Raw genomic sequence first — 20645 nt, forward strand, 5'->3', positions numbered from 1 at the left:
TATAATACATCTCTGCTTTTTTCACGCCCAATAAAAAATTTTAGATTTTAGATTTTGGACTTTGGATTGAGTCTAAAATCCAAAATCCAAAATCTAAAATCCAAAATCTCTAGAACCTGGAAAATTAAACAATGGCAACACTACAGCAGCAAAAGATTAGAATTCGTTTACAAGCTTTTGACCGTCGCTTGCTGGACACATCTTGCGAGAAGATTGTAGACACAGCTAACCGCACCAATGCGACAGCTATAGGACCGATTCCTCTCCCAACAAAACGCCGCATCTACTGTGTGTTGCGTTCTCCACACGTAGATAAAGATTCACGGGAACATTTTGAAACCCGCACTCATCGCCGAATTATTGACATTTATCAGCCTTCTTCTAAGACTATCGATGCTTTGATGAAACTGGATCTTCCTTCTGGTGTAGATATTGAAGTGAAATTATAGTTATTTGTTATTTGTTAGTTGTTAGTTGTTAGTAGGGGCGCAAGGCCGCCGCGCCCGTACAAAGTCAGTAAGTCTGGTGGAAAACCACCAACCACCAACCACTAACCACTAACTACTAACAATGTATAAAAAATAACCAAGCCCTGAGAAAGATTTTTTCAGGGCTTTTTATTTGCTTTAAAGTCAAAATGATAGAATATGAGAAAGTAGGGGAAAAGTAAAGAAAAATAAATATTTAAGACTAATAAATTTATACCTAGGAAACAATGACATCAACTTCTAGAATTGCTGTTTGCGAACTACCTCTGTTCCCGTTGCCGGAAGTAGTTTTGTTCCCTACTAGACCATTGCCCCTGCATATCTTTGAATTTCGCTACCGAATTATGATGAACACGATTTTGGAAAGCGATCGCAGGTTCGGTGTTTTGATGGTCGATCCGGTAAGAGGTACGATCGCTAATGTTGGTTGCTGCGCGGAAATCATCCACTATCAGCGTATGCCTGATGACCGAATGAAGATGTTGAGTCTAGGGCAACAGAGGTTTCGTCTTCTCAAATATATTCGAGAAAAGCCATACCGGGTAGGTTTGGTAGAGTGGATTGAAGACAAACCCCCCGTAAAAGACTTAAGACCTTTAGCCACTGATGTAGAACATCTGCTGCGAGATGTGGTTAGGCTTTCAGCTAAACTGACAGACCAAAACATTGAATTGCCTGAAGATTTGCCAGATTTACCGATAGAGCTGTCTTACTGGATTGCAAGCAACCTTTATGGTGTTGCAGCAGAGCAGCAAGCATTGTTAGAGCTTCAAGATACAGCAGAGCGCTTGGAAAGAGAATCGGAGATTTTAACTTCCACGCGCAATCATTTAGCAGCTCGTACTGTTCTCAAAGATACTTTTAATTAATGGTTAGTGGTTAGTGGTTAGTGGTTAGGGTGATAATAAACAACCAACAACTAACAACTAACAACCAACAACTAACTCTTGAATTGGCAAAACATTGTAGCTGCCAAAACTTTTTAAAACCTCTGTATACGTTGTTATCTCTGCCAAAGCAGACTCTACTTGAGCTTCCGATGAATCTGCTTCTAAGTCGATAAAAAATAAATATTCTCCTAAAGATCGCTTTGTAGGGCGAGATTCAATTTTGCTTAAGTTGATTCCTATACTGGCAAATACTTGTAGGGGTTTTGCTAGTGCGCCTGGTACATTTGCAGGAGTGCTAAAAGCAAGTGAGGTGTGAGTGCGTCGTTCTAAATGAGAGGGGCGAGCTAATGGGATGTAATTTTTGCTCATAACCCAGAATCGAGTATAGTTTTCGGGGTAGTCGTTAATCCCAGTTGCTAAGACAGGCAAATTATATAGTTGTGCCGCACGTTCAGAAGAAATAGCTGCTGCTGTTGGGTCTTGCTCGAGTTGCAGTAATGCTTCTGTTGTAGAATTTTTGGGAATGAGTTGTACTTTAGGTATAACTCTATCTAACCATCCTTGACACTGTGCTAGGGCTTGTGGATGAGAATAAACGGTTTTGATATCTTCTATACTTTGAGCACAAGAAATTAATGTGTGGACTATTGGCATGACTATAGCTAACTGAACTTGCAAGCCATCTAGTTGCCATAGTGCATCTAACGTCATAGTCACACTACCTTCAATAGAATTTTCCACTGGGACTACAGCCAGTTTTGCCTGTCCTTGTGCAACCGCTCGTAATGTTTGGGCGATGCTGGGATACGGACATAAGATGGCTCTCTGATCTCTTGTTTTAGTCAGCCAGTTGAAATAAAGAAGTGCCGCTTGTTCTGCATAAGTGCCTGGAGGTCCTAAATGTGCGATCGATAAGGTCATGGAGTTTTTGTTGAGCAAATGAGATAAATTTATAAGTCCCTAATGTTACATCAGAACCGTGTCTTTATACAGGACTTGATCTCCCTTTTCTACCAAACTTGACACAAATTTTATATTCGGCTCTCTATCACTACTTTTCTCTTGTTGTCTGATGACCGAAAGCCGTACAATTAAGTGAATCTTCTCAGATTTTTTGCACAAAAACACAAAATTGTTAAAAACTATTACAATTAATTAACAAGTATTTTAATACTCTCATGCCTACTCGGTTTACTGCATCTCAATTGGTTGCGATCGCAATTCCGGAGCAGCCTACTCCGATTCAGCACTATTTGCGACAGCCCCAACGTTTAGTCAGGGCGTTGTTTGACCCCAACCGCATTCAGCAGCTGTCTGAGGAAGTGTTTCGTCTGAAATTGCGTCCTCTGAGTTTTATGTCATTAAGTATTCAGCCCTCTGTAGACCTAAAAGTCACGGCGGAATCAAATGGAACCATTCGCGTGCGATCGGTAGGTTGTGAAATTCTAGGTATTGAATATATCAACCAACGTTTTTCTTTAAATTTAGAAGGGTATTTATCCCCAGAACAGCTAAGTACTGGTACTCACCTCAAGGGAAGAGCAGATTTAGAAGTCCAAGTGGATTTACCACCCCCATTTTCCTTTACACCTAGAGCTATTCTAGAAGCGACAGGCAATGGATTGCTTAAGAGTGTTTTGCTAACAATCAAGCAAAGATTGCAATATCAGCTCCTAGCCGATTATCGCCAATGGGCTTTATCACAAAAACGGCAAACACTGTTGACAACCGAAAGCACAGATTTACCAATGGTGACAGAATAATTCATAATTTATAATTCATAATTTTTAGGAATTATTCTGGCAAGGACGAAAAGACTTGCGATGTAAAAGCGAAGGTCCATACTGGCGCAACGCCATTAAATGCCTTGGGCTTCCATATCCCTTGTTGCGTTCTAAATCGTACATGGGATATTTAGAAGCAAGACGCAGCACCAAGGCATCGCGCCAAACTTTGGCAACAATGCTGGCAGAGGCTATAGCCAAAGAACGCTCATCACCTTTAACTATTGTTTGCTGTGGTAGTGGTAAGTCCTTCACTAACTGATTGCCATCAATCAAGCACAAAGCAGGCTGTATTTTCAATTTCAGCACAGCCCGCTTCATTGCTAACAGTGTTGCCTGCAAAATATTTATCCGGTCAATTTCTGCAGTGGATGCAAATCCAATTTTCCAGTCTACTGCCAACTCACAAATCTGTTGGGCTAGCAATTTTCTCTGATTACCAGACAGCTTTTTACTGTCTTTAATATTGGCTGCTACAAGATGAGACAAAGCCAAATCGGGTAATATTACAGCTGCTGCCACCACAGGACCAAATAGAGCACCTCGACCTACTTCATCTACGCCTGCAATCGGTCTTTGAATGTTAGACAGCGTGGAAAATTCCAACCACCTCGTTTCTTGTAAAGGCGCTGGCAATTTGGAAGGCTCGGCAGTTTGCTCTGTTTCGATCATAAGTTGGTCGGTTGCACAAGATATACTCCATGGGCGCTTGCGGAGCATCGGAGGTAATAAATTCTTACCCCTACTCCCCACTCCCTACTCCCCACTCCTAGATAAATCAATCGGAGTCTATAGAAGAGGAACGGCGGCGACGGCGACGTCCACTTATGGTAGTACTCGCTTCAGTGTTATCGACTGCTTCGTCAACCACTGGTTCTTCAACTGCTGTGTCTGTTTCTGGTTCGGGTTGGCGAACTACGACTGGTTCAACTATGGTTTGAGTACTTGCTGGTGGTTCGCTAACAGCTAACGGGGTTGATTCAGTTGCAGAAGTTGATTCCGTGACTGGCGCTGTTGAATTTTGACCGGGAAGGGTAACGTTAATAATAACTGCCTTGGGGTTTTTGACCTCTCGATTCAATTTAAGCAGTGGAGACGCACCTGTATAAGCAAAAACTTCCTGTTCTGGAGAAGACATTTCTACTGTGACCATTTCCGGTGGTTCTACCACTGGTTTGACAGGTTCTATCCTGGTAATTTTAGTCCGTTCGGGTCTGTCACCCCATGCTCCTTTAGGAACGGGTAAGGGAAGTTCTGATACGTTGCCAAGTTCGGGTTCGTCATCAAGCTCAAAGTCTTGATCGAAAGACAGTGATGGGCTACCGATTGTCCGGGTTTCTTCTTTGCCATTTCCTCCATTCAACCCTTGCTGACGGGTGCTGGTACTACGGCGGATACGACGCTTTGTTCTATCTTCGCCTATTTCTCGATAGCTGGGATGATGGTCTAAATTTAGAGAAGACAACTCGCCACTAGTTTCATAGGATGATGGTTCTCCATATCCGTCATAATTGCTTTCTCGTGGTTCGGGCACTCGAGTTGTTTGCGCCAATCGGGGTTGTTCTCTATTCGACAGAGGCGCAAAGCGGTCTGGTAATTCTGCTGGTGATGTTGGCAAACGGCTTTCAGTTTCACCCGGAAGATGGACAGTATGTCCTAAACCGCCACAAGTTTGACAGGTTTTGCCAAACAATTCGTAAATGTTTTGACCTTGGCGCTTGCGAGTCAGTTCAACCAATCCCAGTTCGGTCAGTTGAGCAATTTGGGGACGGGCTTTGTCTGCTTTTAGTGCTTTGTTGAAGTGTTCTAAAACTTGTAGTTGGTCTCGTCGCGATTCCATATCAATAAAATCAACGACTATCACCCCAGCAATATTACGCAAGCGTAACTGACGGGCAATTTCTGTTGCGGCTTCGCAGTTAGTCCACAAAACCGTTTCTCTGGCTGTTGCCGATCGCGTGAACGATCCAGAGTTGACATCTATCACCGTTAATGCTTCTGTTGGTTCAATAATAATATACCCACCAGAAGGTAGATCTACTCTAGGTTTGAGGGCTTCTTTAATAGCAGCATTAATGCGGAAGTACTCTAATATAGCAGTGCGATCGCGGTGATGGTCGATTAACAACCCTTGTGGCGTTTGTCCGCCACTCCAGTTTTGCAAGTACTGCTTGACTCGCTTCAAACCCGTACTGGAATCAACCACAATTCGGTTAACATCCGCACCGTACATATCCCGCAGTACGCGTTGGATAAAGTCATCATCTCTATTAAGAAGTGCTGGCGCACGAGTTGATTGTGCTTCTACCTGGATTGCTTCCCACTGCTTTTGCAGCAATTCTAAATCTTCTATAATTGCCTCTTCCGGCTTACCTTCTGCTTCGGTACGAACAAGCAGACCCATACCTGCAGGCTTAATTAAAATTGCCAAAGCACGCAAGCGGTTACGCTCAGTTTCACTCTTAATCCGACGTGATAAATTCACACCTCGCCCGTAGGGCATCAACACTACGTAACGTCCCGGTAAGGTGATGTTTCCCGTGAGTCTCGGTCCTTTGGTTCCTGTTGGTTCTTTCATCACTTGAACCAACACTTTTTGCTGCGGCACTAACAATTCTGTGATTGCTGCTGCTGTACGCTTGAGCCGCAGGGGGCCCAAGTCAGTTACGTGAATAAAACCATTCCGTTCTGGATCTCCTATATTGACAAAAGCGGCGTCTATCCCAGGTAATACATTTTCAACAACCCCCAAGTAAATATCACCTATTTGGTGATGACCCGTAGCTACAACTAGTTCTTGTATTTGGTCTTCAGAAAATACAGCAGCAATCTGATGCTGTTCTGCTATGATAATTTGTTTTGGCATTCAATTATGTTCCTCAATTCTCGGCGGCACAAACAGACCTAGGGGTTTATTGTTCTTGAAAAGCCCCTGCAAGCCCGAGTCAGTGCAGCTTGTAATATAAAATTGCGATTCTTCGCTCAAACTTCCGCTTCCAATGAGCGCCAGTTGCTTCAAGTTGGAAAACTCAATGGCACTACCTTCAAGGGAGCATTACCACTTAATGGTGTGCCTTCCCAACGCATTGGCTTTCTTGATTATTCCAGAACGGCTGCATACTATGTTAAGCAATTTAATCATCCGTTCGTGGTTAATTTTTGATGCAGGCTCTTACCACTTAAGGCTTAAGCACTCAAAGTAGTTTTAAAAATTATAGAGTTAGAGAAGCCAACGGTGCTTGTTGTTGATTACTGGATCACTAGATAGCTATTAAGGAGAGTGTTTCATGAATCAGATAGCGGGTTTTCACCGGATAAAATCCTAAATATCGCACTCTAACATCTTTGCTTTTACGCCCTGTATTTTACCAGGGTAGTGAACCAGATCGCTCAATGCAGCGCCAGAAAATTTCTCTTCATCTAATTCTAACGCAACCTTGTCAAAAATCAATTCCCAAGATATGCATTTACAGGGCAACCACTAGCCAATTGCCCTCTCCAAGATTATACCGCTAAAACCAGCCGATTGCGGTGAACGTGAAGCAGATGAAATTCTGCACCTGCTACTTGTTCTAGGATAGACAGAATTTGCTCCGGACGCAACACTGTTCCATCTTGGCGACAACTGCCTACATAACGTAGAACGACTGCGTTGGCTTCTTGGTGTTTAAAACATCCCTGGAAATTGGTTGCGCTCAAACTTGATGGCTCTACCATTTCTAACTCGAACAAGCGATCGCGCAGATTTACTAACTGTGTCTTACCAGACTTCGTCGTGTGTTTCCACAAAATCTCATCTTTCGCTTTTATTGTATCAATCCAACTTTGCCATTGTACAGGAGCTACTTCTCCATTCGAACAAGCTACGGTCATCAAATACTCTGCCGTTTCCAACCCTTGGCTTGCTGCTGGTGTTTTTAAATCCAGCTGTTCCACCTTATATAAAGGAGTATCTGATGGCAGGGCTGCAGCTAGTTTTTGCCGGAAATCCTCCATCTCAACTGGTTCTGTTAGATCGAAATCCACAATTTCACCACTGCTAGTTGCTCCTAAAGATAAAGCACTGGCAATAGCGATGCGAGGATGTGGGTGGAATCCACCTGTGAAAGAAATTGGTAATCCCGCTCGTCGCAAAGCGCGATCGAATAAGCGCAATAAATCCAAATGGCTGACTAAAGCCATGTTACCCAGTTTACCAAACCAAACGCGCAATCTTTGCGCTTTTGTTGTGTTGGGTACAAACTCACCAGCAAATTTGGGAATATCTGGTGGTGGAATCACCACATTATGACCGAAGTCAGTACTGCAAACCCCACAGTGAGAACAGCCGTCAAAAGAGCAATCCGGTACTGTAGCTGCTTGTAGCGCACGTTGCAGATCTTCTTTGAGCCATTTTTTATCGATACCTGTATCGAGATGGTCCCAGGGCAGGGGTTTGTCTAGGGAAGGAGATTTTGGATTTTGGATTTTGGATTTTGGATTTTGGATTGAGCATTGGATAGATAAGGAAGATCTTTCTTCTACCTTGTCTCCCTCGTCCTCCTTGTCCCTTTCTTTCCCTATCCCCTGTTCCCTATCCCCTACCCCCTCCTCTGGGGCAAACAAATTCCATTCGCCGTTTTCAACTTGACGGTATTTCCAGTCCAAACCCGCTTCCGCGATCGCAGTTCCCCACGCGCTGTATGCTTTTTCTACGCTCTCGTACCAAGAGTCCATCCCAGCACCTAGTTCCCAGGCACGACGTACTACTGGGGCAAGGGTGCGATCGCCTCTTCCTACGAAATCTTCCATTGCTGAAATGCGAACATCGGTGAAATTCACCTTCACTCCTTTCATCCGGCGAAATGCTTGCCGTAATAAGTCTTGCTTGCGTTTAAATTCTGCTGTAGAAACTGAGTGCCACTGAAAAGGAGTATGGGGCTTAGGCGTAAAGTTAGAAATTGTTAAGTTAAATGACAGAGGTCTTCTCCGATTTGCGCGGCATTCTCGTTGCAACCAGCTGACTGTTTCCGCAATCCCCAAAACATCAGTATCGGTTTCTCCGGGTAAGCCAATCATAAAGTACAGCTTAATTTTGTCCCAACCTTGTTCCCAACCTGTTTTTACACCTCGCAACAGTTCTTCATTTGTCAATCCTTTATTGACAATATCGCGCATCCGTTGTGTACCAGCTTCCGGTGCAAAAGTCAATCCACCTTGTCTTGTACCACCCAAGATATTAGCAATATTTTCATCAAATCTGTCTACTCGTTGGCTTGGTAAAGAAAGAGTTATATTCTCATTTTTCAGACGGTTCTTTATTTCCATCCCTACTGCTGGGAGAGACAGATAATCAGAACAACTTAGAGATAGCAGAGAAAATTCATTATAACCTGTTTGCCGCATTCCTTGCTCAATTGCTGCAACCACACGCTCCGGTTCTACATCTCGCGCCGGCCTGGTAAGCATTCCCGGTTGGCAGAAGCGACAGCCACGAGTACAACCACGACGGATTTCAATTGTCAGGCGATCGTGGACTGGTTGTATATAGGGAACCAACCCAATGGAGTAGGCTGGCATGGGAGTTGCGACTCGGCGCAAAATTCTTTTGGGAACATCCGGACGGTTGGGACGAACTGAACCATCCGGAGCCATGTCGTAGAACTGAGGAACGTATACGCCTGGTATTTGTGCTAACTCCAGCAACAATTCTTTACGATTGAGTCCTGCCTTTTTACCTTCTTCCAAAATCAAACCAATTTCTGGCAGAAGTTCTTCGCCATCCCCTAACGCAACAAAATCAAAGAAATCAGCGTAGGGTTCGGGATTGGACGTCGCCGTTTGTCCACCCGCGAAGATGAGGGGGTAGGGGGTAGAATTCTCCCCATCTCCCCATCTCCCTATCCCCTCGATACGTTCCCGCCAGGTTAAGGGAATACCAGCTAAGTCCAACATCTCCAAAATGTTGGTTACCCCTAACTCATAACTGAGGCTAAATCCTAGAATGTCAAACTCGGTCAATGCTCGCTTGGATTCCACCGCAAACAACGGGGTATTTGTTGCCCGTAACTTTGCCGCTAAGTCCGCTCCTGGTAGATACGAGCGGTCGCATAACTGGCGCGGCTGGGTATTTAGAATGTTATAGAGGATAACATGCCCTAGATTTGCTGCACCAACTTCATAGACCTCTGGGTAGGTGAGTACCCAGCGTACTACTGCGGATTCCCAAGGCTTATGAACGGCTTCGAGCTCGTTACCTAGGTAACGAGCTGGCTTTAATATATCCGGTGAGATTAACTTTTCAAATGCAACAGCCACTGTGCTATCTTCGAGCTACCTTATAATACAGATACTCCCATCCAACCTTAGCATTGATTCGGTCTTTGGTGGAGAGTTGCTCGTTTTATTTACCTAATTTTAGGCATATGCCAGTGCTGGTTCTTTTACAGATTCGCAGGTGGCTTCAAATTCTGCCTCGCAATCAAAGATTTCAAAAACTGTATCTAATTGTGTCAGTTCAAAAATCATTCTCAATGACGGCGGCACGCAGCACAGGCTGAAGCGCTTTCTCTTGGTTTGAGCCAGTTTCAGTGCAGACACCATTGCCATCAAACCAGAGCAGTCTAAAGATTCTACAGATTGTAAATCTAGGAGCAAGGCAGAAAGCTCGTCTTTTGCTAAGGCTGTTCTCAGGTCTTTATCTAACTCTAGGGCTTTTGAGCCGCTTAAACTACCTTGTGGGCGAATAACTGCAATTTTTGGATAATCTATCAACAACATTGTGACATCCTAGTTTTATTCATGAAATTTAAAGATAGATGTATTTGACCATAATCTTTTTTTCCTCACATCGACCATTCGTCCTACGTCTCTTTGCTGAATCTTTGCCGAATCTTTATTGCTACAGTCGTTCTGTTTAAAGATTGTCTCAATTTTTGAAAAAACTGTATTGAAATATACATTCAAGGGAACAAAGTCTAAGATTCTGAATAAAAGCTTAATAAAGAAAAAAACTTGTTTGACTTGCTTTGCACAGAAAGGCTCATTTAACGCTCGTAAGGAGGAAGAAGGAAGACCGTGCGTTGTATCCCCATCAATAAATTGAGGGGCTTTTGACCTATTTGTCAGAAGAAAGAGAGTTAGACTTTGGCCTATAAACGTTTATGAGCAACCTTCTTCCCTCTTCCCTCTTCCTTCTTCCTTATTTTGGTAAGCTATGAATCTAATCATATTTCGAGACTTAAAATAAAAAAAATTATAAGTTTTGTATACATTTTTTTACGATGTTCTTTGCCTTCTCAGCAAACCTAATCTCAAAAAAAGCTGCGATCTAGGTCACAAGTAACCGGGGTTTGGGATCGCTTTTAATACAAACCCTTCTCGTGGATAATAACAAGTTAAATCTTTTAATTTATTTTTATATGAAAAACAGATATTCCATTCGTCTTTTAGTCGAAAAAGCTCTTGATATTAAAAAACTCACTCCAGAGATAGAAAATGAAATCAACTGGGATTTGACGCAGACAGGATATATTTCTGATACAGATTATGAAGCCTTAGAATTACTTATGGCAGAGATGGACGCTGGGCGCATTCAGTTAGTTCCAAGCATTTCTTGGCAGGGTCACTGTAAAGTGAGAACAGTGCTTTTCTAATTCATACAGTAGTCCGTAACAGTTACCATGGAGCTTGCTAAACGTCTAGAAAAAATCCCCCCCTACCTGTTTGCAGAAATTGACCGCAAAGAGGTACAACTTGTTTCACAGGGTGTTGATATCATCAACTTAGCAAAAGGCGATCCAGATAGACCAGCGCTCGATCGCATTGTCCAAACAATGCATGATGCGATCGATACTGCTTCTAATCACTGCTACCCACCTTATCAAGGGATACAACAGTTTCGTGAGTCGGCTGCTAGGTGGATGAAACACCGATTTGGAATAGGGGATTTAGATCCCAACTCTGAAATTATCTCCTCTATCGGTTCAAAAGAAGCGATTCACAATATATTCCTAGCATTTGTGGAGGGGGGAGATAACACCCTGATTCCCGACCCAGGTTATCCAGTCTATCGGACATCTACAATTTTCGTTGGTGGCGAACCATATGCCATGCCTCTAAAGTCAGAAAATAATTTTTTACCTGACTTAAGTTCTATTCCTGAAGAAATAGCCCACAAGAGTAAACTGTTATGGGTAAATTACCCCAACAATCCCACTGGTGCGATCGCGACTTTAGAATTTTTTGAGGAATTAGTGACTTTCTGTAAAGAGTACGATATTTTGCTGTGTCACGACCACGCTTACTCAGAAATTGCTTACGACAATTACAAGCCGCCAAGCGTACTGCAAGTTGCTGGAGCAAAAGACATAGCAATTGAGTTTCACAGCTTGTCTAAGTCTTACAACATGGCTGGTTGGCGGATTGGATTTGTGGCTGGAAATGCTAAAGCTATTGGTGCTCTAAAACAGGTTAAGAGTAATATCGATTCTGGCGTCTTTAGAGCAATTCAAGTGAGTGCGATCGCAGCTTTTTCTTCGAGTGAGGAAGAACTCAAGTCTGTTTCATCAGTTTATCAAAGCCGACGTGAAATCCTTGTTCAAGGACTGCGATCGTTAGGTTGGTCTATCGAAGCGCCCAAAGCTACCCTATACTTTTGGGTTCCCGTTCCTCAAGGGTATTCCTCTACAGAATTTGTCACACTACTACTTGACAAATGCGGCATTATTGTTGCGCCTGGTATAGGTTATGGTGAATCGGGAGAAGGGTTTTTCCGCATAGCCCTGACTCTCCCTGAAGAACGCATCCAAGAAGCCCTTCAACGGATGCACGATGCGGGAATTCGGTATGCTTGAGGAGGGGAGTAGGGAGTAGGGAGTAGGGAGTAGGGAGTAGGAAGAATAATTATTCCCCAATCCACGCATCCAAAATCACCCTTTTTGTGCTTGCCAAATTTGGTGAACAAATTGATTGAGTTGGTGCTTGGCGACTCTGTCATGTCCGGGTTTTGGTTCTTTGCCCAAAACCTGACTTAACAAATCGATAACTTCTACATCCAAAGCAGGTTGAAATAAACCAATAGACCAAAGCAAATCAGATGCGTCGCGCAAGTCAGTTATAACAGAGGAGTCTTCTTGGGTAAAGGTAATTAACAGTAAAGGACGCACCCAACATAACTGACGAGAGGTCACCACTTGAATAACTTCTGCATACAACTTCTTGTTACCGTGCTCTAAAGACACAATTTGACCGGGTTGAAAATTTGGGCGATCGTCCATGTTAAAGCTTGGGCGGGAAAAACTGACCCCTAGCCCCTATTTTCATACATACCAAAAAATTTAAAGTGCAAAAAATTGAACATTTGTTGCATAAGTTATGTTATAGAATAAATAAATAAGTGTTAAGCAATCATTTAAATAATTTTCGTTGTACTAATTCTGTAAAAGAAGAGCAAAGAGCCGTGTCTGTCGAAACCCTAGAAAAGCGTTCAACTTCGCGCAAGCTAGCGCCTCGATATAAAGTTTTGCTCCATAACGATGACTACAACCCTATGGAGCACGTAGTCCGAGTTCTATTGACCACTGTGCCTAATCTCACTCAGCCTCAGGCTGTTAGTATCATGATGGAAGCACATACAAATGGTCTTGCCTTGGTCATTACCTGCGCTCAAGAACATGCCGAGTTTTATTGTGAAACGTTGAAAAATCATGGTTTGACCAGCACAATAGAACCTGAAGAGTAGAAGACAACAGTTGTTAAAAACAGAACTTCGCCGTTTGTCTCAACGCCCCGCCCCTATCAGGCTGGGTTGTTTTGTGCTGTGTTTGCTAATCCTGTGGTTACCCCTAGCTGCACCATTTTATGTGTATGTACGCGACACTAACTTAGTCAGCATTGTGACAATGGTGTTGCTGTATGTCGAATTTATTATTTTAACTAAGTTATGGGGCAAGCACGTTTACAATGAACCTCAGATACTACAGCACTATGGCTTGGAGTTTACGCGTCAGAATGGTGTAGAATTGCTGCGCGGATTGGCTATCGGTCTTATTTGTGTTTTAGTTTTATTTGGGATAGAAGGTATTTTAGGTTGGTTAGTTTGGCAGGTACCAAACGATTTTTTACTGAAAATCGTTTTAGAAAGTTTAATTATAGGCTTGGGGATAGGGTTCGCTGAAGAACTCCTGTTTCGAGGCTGGTTGCTGGATGAGTTGCAACGGGACTACAGCCCAAATGTTAGTCTCTGGTTAAATGCAATTTTATTTGCTGTATCGCATTTTATTAAACCCTTAGAGGCAATTATTCACTCATTTCCTCAATTTCCTGCTTTAGTCCTCTTAGGGTTAACGCAGGTATGGAGTCAGCGCTGGTGTAGAGGACGCCTTGGTTTGCCAATGGGTTTGCATGGGGGTTTGGCTTGGGGATACTATATTATTAATGTTGGGAATTTAATCAAATATTCAGGACTTGTACCAGATTGGGTAACTGGTGTGAATAGGAATCCTTTGGCGGGAATGATTGGGTTGCTGTTTATGGCTGTTCTCGCTGTATTAATACGGGGACGCGCTAGTAAGTTGGGTTGAAGGTCTCTAGGAATTGAGACGGGCGAGACGCCCATACCACTTATTATAATTAGGGCTAACTGCGAACCATATAGTTCCTATCTTGTTTACCAGATGGTGTTGATACTAGATAGTTGAATTTTGTTATCTCGACTAATAATTGGCACTCCTAAATATAAAGCTGTGGCGGCAATAATGCGATCGGGTAAATCTGGTACTTGTGCGCGCTCGACTTGTAGGTATTCTTCTAGCGGTTCGGGAGTAATAACTTTTTAGCTCAGCGTCAAAGCTCTCAGTCAGCAGTCTTAAGCGACCCCTAACCCCTAACCCCTATTTTCAAAGGCATCTCAATAACAAACTCTGTCCCCTGACCTACTGTTGAAATACAGTGCAATTTACCTTGATGTTTTTCGATAATTTGATGGCTAATAGATAAGCCCAACCCCGTCCCTTTACCAACGGGTTTAGTTGTGAAGAAAGGGTCGAAAATACGTGGCTTGACTTCTTCTGGAATCCCAACACCATTGTCAGTAATATGAATCGCTAATCTTTCATCCTCAAGTAATTCAGTACGTATTTGAATCTGAGGTAAGAAATCTTCGCCTGCTTGTTTTGCTCTTTCAAGTTTTTGTTCTACAGCATCTATAGCATTAACTAGCAGGTTCATAAATACCTGATTTAATTGACTGGCGTAACACCTAATCAGAGGTAAGTTATTATAAACTTTAATAAGTTGAATTTCCTCGCGTTGTGATGTTTGTTGCAGTCTGTGTTGCAACATTAGCAATGTACTATCTAACCCTTGATGAATATTGACAATTTTGATAATAGCTTCATCTAATCGAGAAAAAGTCCTGAGAGACACAACAATATCGTGAATCCGTTCAACTCCAAATTTCATCGAAGACATGACGTTTGGCAAGTCCTGTTTTATAAAGTCTAAATCGACTTGTTCTAGCAAATCTTCAATTTCTGAGTTTAGGCTGGAATTATATTTTTGATATTTTTCGATGAGAACAAGCAAACTTTTAGTATAGTCATTTACATAGTTAATATTTCCACATAGAAAATTAACAGGGTTGTTAATTTCATGAGCAATACCTGCAACTAATTGCCCCAAACTAGACATTTTCTCTGTTTGAACTAATTGGCTTTGGGTGCGTTTTAGCTGTTCTATAGCTTCTTGTAGTTCGATAGCTTTTTGACGTTCTCTCGCTTCGCTTTCACGTAATGCGTTTTCTACCTGTTTGCGTTCAACAACTTCTTGTAATAATTGATCGAGTACCTGCTGAAGTTCTATTGTACGCTGAAGTAATGCGGATTCTGCCTGCTGTCGGCGTTTGTCATTGCGGTGGGCGGCTATGACGTTGCTACAGGTTACCAAAAATGGTTCTAAGTAGGTTATCAAAGATTTATCGTAACCACCAGGACGGTTAGCAATTCCTACCATACCAAGTAATTGGTTTTCTTTATAGAAAAAAGGCAAGCCCAAAAATGCATTTAAGGGGGGATGACCTTCCGGTATTCCTCCCCGACAGGGGTCGGTGGCGGGGTTGTTGGCAATTACAGGTTGACCCGTTACCAAAACTTCTCCAAAGAGTGTTTTGAGATTGTGAAATTCCTTCGCCTTTGGGGCATTTTCTTCATAAAAAGCCCGTGTTTTATCATTCCAAGCAATGTTGGTGATGGCGTGAGCCCTAAGGTAGGGCTGACCTTGGACTTTCATGTGTGCTTCTAACTCAGGCTGACCATTCTCTGTATAAAGGAGTTCTCCAATAAAACCGTATTCACTTTGTGTAAGTTCTAAAAGATTGTTTAGTAAATTGTCAAATAGAATACGTGGATTGGCGTCAATAATAAATTGAGACTGAGCGACAGTAAGAGCTTTTAGCAAATTATGACTTGCTTCTAGCTGTTGCAGTGTGTTTTCTTGCGATACTCTTTCAGAGTCACTTCGCGAACCCAATTCCAGAATTTGGCTTGAATTGTCTGAGGCGATCATTTTTTTTAATAGATGCTTAAGTATTATTTGTCTTCTGTTGGATTGATAACATTATAATCAGGAAAATCGTTCAGTGTTATTACTTAGAAATGATGAAGCTTTCTTAGAGATTTAAAAGTCTTTTTTTAAAGAGCCATCAACATATAAAATCTTTGCGGTTGGAAGATATCAACGTATCTGTACAGCTCTTTGGGGTCAAGACAGATAGGACTGTTTGAGCCAGTCAAAGCCCGCACTTGTCAGGACAACGTCACTACGCAGGACTTGTCCCACGTAGTGACAACGTTCAGAATCCACGTTTTTTAAAGCGTGGAGAGTTCAAATTCAGGCATCAACTGTCACTGTACCTGCCAGACATGCCCTGTCCAAATTAATACCCCTCAAATTAGCACCATCTAATTCAGCACAGAGTAAATTTGCTCCTGTAAGATTTGCTCCTGCAAGATTTGCCCCTCGCAGATCGGCTTCTTCTAAATTTGCCTCACTCAACAAAGCCCCTTGCAAATCTGCACGACTTAAATCTGCACCTTTAAGATTTGCTCCAGTTAAATTCGCACCACGCAAATCAGCACCTCGAAAGTCAACACCCTGTAAGTTAACATTCATTAAATTAGCGCCACTTAAAAAAGCACCAGCACAAGACACCTCACTCAATCTCGCACCCATTAAGTTCGCGCCTCGGAAGTTACCACCTCGCAAGTCAGCTTCTGTTAAATCTGCTTGCATTAAATTTGCTCCCATTAGGTTTGCTCGCAAGTCAGCTTGTACAAGGATTGCTCCCATTAAATTAGCCCCATTCAAATGCCCGCCCTCAAGTTTAGAACCTGTGAAATTTACGCCAACAAGGTTTGCACCAGAGAGATTAATGCGCTTTAAATCGAGATTTGATAAATCTTCGTCTTCTAAAGAAGCACCAGGCAGGTGTTTGAGTTGCCCTAAGCGAATTTCTTCTATGTTCATAAAGATGACAGTATTACTTAATTGATATTACTGGATTGAAGCTTGGAAAATTATAACCAAGAGAAGAAGTTGTGCCACCAAGAAGTCGTAACTTGACCCCCTAGCTTCATTTTGTTACGAATTTCTTGGATGTTCCAATTGGTAAGTTTTGCAAGAGTTTGGGCTTCTCTTTCAAAACGTCTCGGCAAAGACTGTTTGTATTGTCTACCAGTTTCACAGTTCATGTCGCCTGTAAAAGGATGTTGTAAAATGTATCGCCCTTGGAAAGATTCGCGGTTAGAGGTTTCTTGAAACATTAAGTCTTCAGGAAATTTATTTCGGGTGTAACGCACGTGCAGACGGGTAATGAAAACATTATCAGACAGAACAGGAGGGCGCACAACTCCAGGACGGGGTACTGGTTTATTCTCAGGAGAGACATTGTCCAGCCAAAATACTCCTGCTTGCTTAAGTTCTTCACGGCTGAGAGGATCGGCAGAACAAGGATCGCAATTGCTCATGTCCCAGGTATATTCTAAGAAAGCTACTTTTTGATCTTCTCGCGTGTAAGCAGTTTGGAACATGGATTTGTAAAAGCCACCAAATTCTTGTTTCACAAACAGGGGGATGTTTGCATCTGAGGGGATTTTTACAGTTCGGTAATTTGTAACTTCGGCTTGTCCTTTAGGAGATAGGATGTAGACAATCAAATCTTGCTCGGTTGTTGCATTAATCATCCCCAAACGAATTGGCAGCATAAATTTGGCTGATTGATAAGAAATTTGCAAGGGACGCAAAAACTGATATCCTGTTTCTTCAAATTTATCTAGGTTGACTTTGGCAACAAAAAACTTCATTTTTTGACGGATGTAAGGTTGAAGTAATTGTTTCGCCCCTCTAGGAATTTTGTATCCGTTACGATTTAACCAAGTTTCCAATCCGCCTGATTCTTTAGCGCTAAGAATTACAATGTCGTACTCACCTACATTAAAGCGGGCTTCAACAGTCACACCAAGACTGTCATTCCGTTCTCTTCTTGCAGCACCCGTACTTCTGGGTGCAGGTGCGGGTAAAGCTTCCATGGCTTCCGGGTAATTTTGAGCACAAGGGTTAGAGTCAAAATACTCCACCAATCGCGGCGCACTAAAAGCATCCAAACGTTCGAGAATTTTAGGGAGAGCAACCCGAACTTGGTCTTTTTGCACAACAGTGGGTACGGGTACGACAACTGCAAAATCTTTGACTTCCCCTTGATAATCGTTTGCCATCGTTAGAACAGTACGATCGCCACTGCGAGCGATCGCAACTTGTGACGCCTTGTTATACAGTTTGGTATCAGCCTTAGCAACATAAAATCCACAAAAAGCCCAAGCAGGAGGGGCAAAGCAAACAGCAACTGTAACTGTCAGTAATAATGAAATAATGAATTGATATGGTTTCATTTAATTGGTTAGTTGTTAGTTGTTAGTTGTTAGTTGTTAGTTGTTAGTTGTTAGTTGTTAGTTGCCACTGGTCACTGCTCACTGGTCACTGTTAATTGGTTTGACCAAGAAAAACGTGGTGCTGACCAAAAGATATCTGTTAAAATTGTCAATGGAGCAATTGCAAATAATGCCCAAAAAACTGCTGTGGAAACGTAGAAATAATTCCGTAGAATAAAAGTCAGTATTGCAATGCACGCCGCCCAAACTATGCGTCCAATTTTTGCGTTGGGAATTGAGCGAGGGTCTGTTATCATAAACAGGGCAAACAGTAGCAATGACCCGCTCATGAGTCGATGCAAAAAAACATCCCAAGTCCAGCCCAACCAAATATTGCGAATCGCTTCTAAACCAGCGTAAGCACCTAAAAAAGCTGCTGTGGTGTCCCAACGACCAACTCGCTTGAGAATCATGCCTCCAGTTCCAGCAAATAGCAGCCCATACCACCAGTCCTCACCCCACTGTCCGGGAGAAACCCAAGCATCAGGAGTCAGTGCTAAGGCAGAAATGATACCAAAGTTGGCAGGGTTAAAGAAATGTTTGTCGTCAACTTTAAAGACAAATTTGCTAGCAATGGCGCTTGCTGCAGCTAAAGCCATTGTTGTCCAGTGGTCAGCCCTTAGCAATAGGCTGAGTCCGAGGGAGGTAATGACGGCACTGCGGAGATTTATTTTTTGTTCTTTGTCTGTAACAAATGACCAATGACAAATGACCAGTGACCAATGACAAATGACCAATGACAAATGACCAATGACAAATGACAAAAGCCATTGTGTTGATATACAAGTAACAATTGCTACTACAATTAATTGAGGTCGCAACGTCCAGTCCCTTGCTCCAATTCCTAGAATTAAGAACAAGGTCAGAAAAAGAATTTGATAATCGCGTATATCTTTAAACAGCATTACCCGCTATGACCGGGATTTCTCGTAGATGGTTGTTCTAGATATAGACTGAAATAAGCTAAAATGGTGCCATTGTTACAAAATTTGTTACAGAATAGTGACCAGGGTTACTGGTCACTGGTCACTGGTCACTGCTTACTGCTTACTGGTCACTGCTTACTGCTTACTGGTCACTGCTTACTGTTTGCTGAGTTGTTTTCTTTTCAAAATTATCTAGCTTACTATCGAGCAACCACATACTACTGCTAACTTTAGGTACCATCTGAGGTAAGTCAAGCCCCTGTTGCAAACCCATAACTAGTAAAGTTAACGTGTCTACAAGTTTAGGATCGAAGCGGTGCGATTCAAGTGTTCTACATTCTTCTAGCGCTTGGGTAAAGATTTCTTCTCGGTTAACTTGAATGGTTCTTTTCTTGTTAACTCGCCATTGAAAATCAGCGACTAGTGATAAAATTCTGGCTTCTATAGGAATTTCATCCCCACCCAATCCTGCTGGTTCTCCTGTTCCATCCCACCACTCGGTTTGATGTGTAATAATTTGTGCGATCGCTCTCAATCTTGGCATTCTTCGCAGGACTTGCGTGCCGGGTACTAAGGGACAAGTGAGAGGGCAACTCGGTGCATCTTGTTGAGATCGAGTATGAGTCCCTAGGGGCAAAATACTTTCTGCTTTTTGTAATGGGTCTATGCGATGCAGCCAACCCGCAAGGCGCAAGCGTTTAATTTGCCATGCGGGAAGGTCTAGAAGTTGCCCCATTGTTTCTGCGAGTGCCACAACTTCTGATGCTGCTTTTGGGTTGTTGATATCCGATGCATCAAGGATTTGTGCCATCCGCAAAAATGCTTGGATTTCGTTGGACACTAAATTGCGATCTAGTGCTTGATGGCGAGTTGTTGTATAATCTGGAAGGTTGATTTCTACTGTTTGAAGATAATCTATAACACGGGAAGTAACTTCACTTAAGTTTTCTAATGTGGCAAAACTGGGATGAATGGTTTCTTTGTATGACTTGAGTTTTGTTGCTAATTCTGGATTGTATCGTTCAATGTGGGCGATCGCTAATTCTGCTGTGTGCTGTACCAATTCTGGCTCAAACGTCCACAAACCGTAGAATTTTCGTTCTATATCCGATGCAGGTAGCCCGCTAGAACCATAATCAGCTTCTAATAACTCTTGACAAATTACCATTGCTGTGTATCCGGGCGACAGGATAATGAGATGCCATTCCTGCGCCACGGGATCTTTTGTATCTAATGGCACTAAACTGATATTGGGTAACTGGCTGGTAGTATGTTCGGCGAACCCACTATCTGCGGCTGCCATAATGGTAATGTGACTGGCTTTTTTGGCTATATCTGCGTATCTTTCCGCTTCTTGTAAATACCACTTCCCCTGTTGGAAGGCTGTAATGACTAAAGGCTTACCCTCGTCTTGCAAGATGTGGTCTTCCAACGCGTGACACAACGATACTAAAGTATTTTTGTAGTAAACACCGAATTGAATTGGTCTTTTACTATACCGATGAGATGTTTCTAGTTTTTGTAGAATTGAGCCTTCTAACATGGGATTTTATGAGATGAACCGCAGGGGGAAGAGTGGGGGAGTGGGGGAGTG

The 20645-nt window shown here is 42.6% G+C and carries 19 protein-coding genes; 7 read left to right on the plus strand and 12 right to left on the minus strand.

Translation table 11 applies throughout. The annotated features are described in order from the left end of the window. Positions 1–131: 131 nt before the first annotated feature. Positions 132–449 carry a 30S ribosomal protein S10 gene (gene rpsJ / locus WA1_RS39220; RefSeq protein ID WP_008232935.1) on the plus strand — a complete coding sequence of 106 codons (318 nt, stop codon included), beginning with the start codon at positions 132–134 and terminating at the stop codon, positions 447–449. A 266-nt stretch (positions 450–715) separates the two neighbouring features. After that, positions 716–1357, plus strand: coding sequence for an LON peptidase substrate-binding domain-containing protein (locus WA1_RS39225; protein WP_017746072.1), 642 nt, complete (start codon positions 716–718; stop codon positions 1355–1357). A 57-nt stretch (positions 1358–1414) separates the two neighbouring features. Here the strand turns inward: WA1_RS39225 and pheA are convergent, their stop codons facing one another. Next, the gene (pheA, locus tag WA1_RS39230) at positions 1415–2299 is read right to left on the minus strand and encodes a prephenate dehydratase (protein ID WP_017746073.1); all 885 of its coding nucleotides are present in this window, start codon (positions 2297–2299) and stop codon (positions 1415–1417) included. 257 nt (positions 2300–2556) lie between these two features. Between pheA and WA1_RS39235 the strand changes: the two genes are divergently transcribed. Beyond that, positions 2557–3141 (plus strand): DUF1997 domain-containing protein, encoded by a 585-nt coding sequence (locus WA1_RS39235; protein ID WP_017746074.1) that lies wholly within the window; start codon positions 2557–2559, stop codon positions 3139–3141. 24 nt (positions 3142–3165) lie between these two features. Here WA1_RS39235 and WA1_RS39240 read toward each other — a convergent pair whose 3' ends face one another. From WA1_RS39240 to WA1_RS39255, 4 genes are all read right to left on the minus strand, one after another. Then, positions 3166–3834: a ribonuclease HII gene (locus WA1_RS39240; protein ID WP_017746075.1), complete on the minus strand. Its 669-nt coding sequence runs from the start codon at positions 3832–3834 to the stop codon at positions 3166–3168. Positions 3835–3940: 106 nt separating this feature from the next. Further along, the gene (rne, locus tag WA1_RS39245) at positions 3941–6028 is read right to left on the minus strand and encodes a ribonuclease E (RefSeq protein WP_017746076.1); all 2088 of its coding nucleotides are present in this window, start codon (positions 6026–6028) and stop codon (positions 3941–3943) included. Between the two features lie 638 nt (positions 6029–6666). Next, positions 6667–9459 carry a TIGR03960 family B12-binding radical SAM protein gene (locus WA1_RS39250; protein ID WP_017746078.1) on the minus strand — a complete coding sequence of 931 codons (2793 nt, stop codon included), beginning with the start codon at positions 9457–9459 and terminating at the stop codon, positions 6667–6669. Positions 9460–9558: 99 nt separating this feature from the next. Continuing rightward, a complete protein-coding gene (locus tag WA1_RS39255) occupies positions 9559–9921 on the minus strand; it encodes an STAS domain-containing protein (protein WP_017746079.1) in 363 nt (120 codons plus the stop codon). A 641-nt stretch (positions 9922–10562) separates the two neighbouring features. Here WA1_RS39255 and WA1_RS39260 point away from each other — a divergent pair. Together WA1_RS39260 and WA1_RS39265 are read left to right on the plus strand one after the other, a co-directional pair. After that, positions 10563–10796, plus strand: a complete 234-nt coding sequence (locus WA1_RS39260; protein WP_033336002.1) for a hypothetical protein — start codon at positions 10563–10565, stop codon at positions 10794–10796. A 27-nt stretch (positions 10797–10823) separates the two neighbouring features. Next, positions 10824–11996 (plus strand): LL-diaminopimelate aminotransferase, encoded by a 1173-nt coding sequence (locus WA1_RS39265; RefSeq protein ID WP_017746081.1) that lies wholly within the window; start codon positions 10824–10826, stop codon positions 11994–11996. 75 nt (positions 11997–12071) lie between these two features. Here WA1_RS39265 and WA1_RS39270 read toward each other — a convergent pair whose 3' ends face one another. Beyond that, positions 12072–12419 (minus strand): hypothetical protein, encoded by a 348-nt coding sequence (locus tag WA1_RS39270; RefSeq protein ID WP_017746082.1) that lies wholly within the window; start codon positions 12417–12419, stop codon positions 12072–12074. Between the two features lie 182 nt (positions 12420–12601). Between WA1_RS39270 and clpS the strand changes: the two genes are divergently transcribed. Together clpS and WA1_RS39280 are read left to right on the plus strand one after the other, a co-directional pair. Then, positions 12602–12883 (plus strand): ATP-dependent Clp protease adapter ClpS, encoded by a 282-nt coding sequence (gene clpS, locus WA1_RS39275; protein ID WP_026134960.1) that lies wholly within the window; start codon positions 12602–12604, stop codon positions 12881–12883. A gap of 10 nt (positions 12884–12893) precedes the next feature. Continuing rightward, complete coding sequence (locus WA1_RS39280) at positions 12894–13724, plus strand: CPBP family intramembrane glutamic endopeptidase (RefSeq protein WP_017746084.1); 831 nt, start codon at positions 12894–12896, stop codon at positions 13722–13724. A gap of 86 nt (positions 13725–13810) precedes the next feature. Here WA1_RS39280 and WA1_RS61450 read toward each other — a convergent pair whose 3' ends face one another. The 6 genes from WA1_RS61450 to WA1_RS39305 form a co-directional block, all read right to left on the minus strand. After that, positions 13811–13969: a PIN domain-containing protein gene (locus tag WA1_RS61450; RefSeq protein ID WP_336389855.1), complete on the minus strand. Its 159-nt coding sequence runs from the start codon at positions 13967–13969 to the stop codon at positions 13811–13813. Between the two features lie 50 nt (positions 13970–14019). Next, complete coding sequence (locus WA1_RS39285) at positions 14020–15705, minus strand: ATP-binding protein (protein ID WP_017746085.1); 1686 nt, start codon at positions 15703–15705, stop codon at positions 14020–14022. A 324-nt stretch (positions 15706–16029) separates the two neighbouring features. After that, positions 16030–16665, minus strand: coding sequence for a pentapeptide repeat-containing protein (locus tag WA1_RS39290; RefSeq protein ID WP_017746086.1), 636 nt, complete (start codon positions 16663–16665; stop codon positions 16030–16032). A gap of 50 nt (positions 16666–16715) precedes the next feature. Beyond that, complete coding sequence (locus WA1_RS39295; RefSeq protein WP_017746087.1) at positions 16716–18086, minus strand: DUF2330 domain-containing protein; 1371 nt, start codon at positions 18084–18086, stop codon at positions 16716–16718. A 71-nt stretch (positions 18087–18157) separates the two neighbouring features. Then, a complete protein-coding gene (locus WA1_RS39300; protein ID WP_017746088.1) occupies positions 18158–19030 on the minus strand; it encodes an RnfABCDGE type electron transport complex subunit D in 873 nt (290 codons plus the stop codon). Positions 19031–19193: 163 nt separating this feature from the next. Continuing rightward, positions 19194–20594 carry a DICT sensory domain-containing protein gene (locus tag WA1_RS39305; RefSeq protein ID WP_017746089.1) on the minus strand — a complete coding sequence of 467 codons (1401 nt, stop codon included), beginning with the start codon at positions 20592–20594 and terminating at the stop codon, positions 19194–19196. Positions 20595–20645: the final 51 nt, after the last annotated feature.

It is taken from the genome of Scytonema hofmannii PCC 7110, from assembly GCF_000346485.2.
GTDB classification, from domain to species: Bacteria; Cyanobacteriota; Cyanobacteriia; order Cyanobacteriales; family Nostocaceae; genus Scytonema; species Scytonema hofmannii.

Coding starts and splice junctions, on each gene's coding strand:
- WA1_RS39255 (WP_017746079.1), bottom strand. CDS start 9,921: ATGTTGTTGATAGATTATCCAAAAATTGCAGTTATTCGCCCACAAGGT.
- WA1_RS39290 (WP_017746086.1), bottom strand. CDS start 16,665: ATGAACATAGAAGAAATTCGCTTAGGGCAACTCAAACACCTGCCTGGT.
- WA1_RS39240 (WP_017746075.1), bottom strand. CDS start 3,834: ATGATCGAAACAGAGCAAACTGCCGAGCCTTCCAAATTGCCAGCGCCT.
- WA1_RS39300 (WP_017746088.1), bottom strand. CDS start 19,030: ATGCTGTTTAAAGATATACGCGATTATCAAATTCTTTTTCTGACCTTG.
- pheA (WP_017746073.1), bottom strand. CDS start 2,299: ATGACCTTATCGATCGCACATTTAGGACCTCCAGGCACTTATGCAGAA.
- WA1_RS39270 (WP_017746082.1), bottom strand. CDS start 12,419: ATGGACGATCGCCCAAATTTTCAACCCGGTCAAATTGTGTCTTTAGAG.
- WA1_RS39235 (WP_017746074.1), top strand. CDS start 2,557: ATGCCTACTCGGTTTACTGCATCTCAATTGGTTGCGATCGCAATTCCG.
- rne (WP_017746076.1), bottom strand. CDS start 6,028: ATGCCAAAACAAATTATCATAGCAGAACAGCATCAGATTGCTGCTGTA.
- WA1_RS39285 (WP_017746085.1), bottom strand. CDS start 15,705: ATGATCGCCTCAGACAATTCAAGCCAAATTCTGGAATTGGGTTCGCGA.
- WA1_RS39265 (WP_017746081.1), top strand. CDS start 10,824: ATGGAGCTTGCTAAACGTCTAGAAAAAATCCCCCCCTACCTGTTTGCA.
- WA1_RS39305 (WP_017746089.1), bottom strand. CDS start 20,594: ATGTTAGAAGGCTCAATTCTACAAAAACTAGAAACATCTCATCGGTAT.
- rpsJ (WP_008232935.1), top strand. CDS start 132: ATGGCAACACTACAGCAGCAAAAGATTAGAATTCGTTTACAAGCTTTT.
- WA1_RS39225 (WP_017746072.1), top strand. CDS start 716: ATGACATCAACTTCTAGAATTGCTGTTTGCGAACTACCTCTGTTCCCG.
- WA1_RS39260 (WP_033336002.1), top strand. CDS start 10,563: ATGAAAAACAGATATTCCATTCGTCTTTTAGTCGAAAAAGCTCTTGAT.
- WA1_RS39295 (WP_017746087.1), bottom strand. CDS start 18,086: ATGAAACCATATCAATTCATTATTTCATTATTACTGACAGTTACAGTT.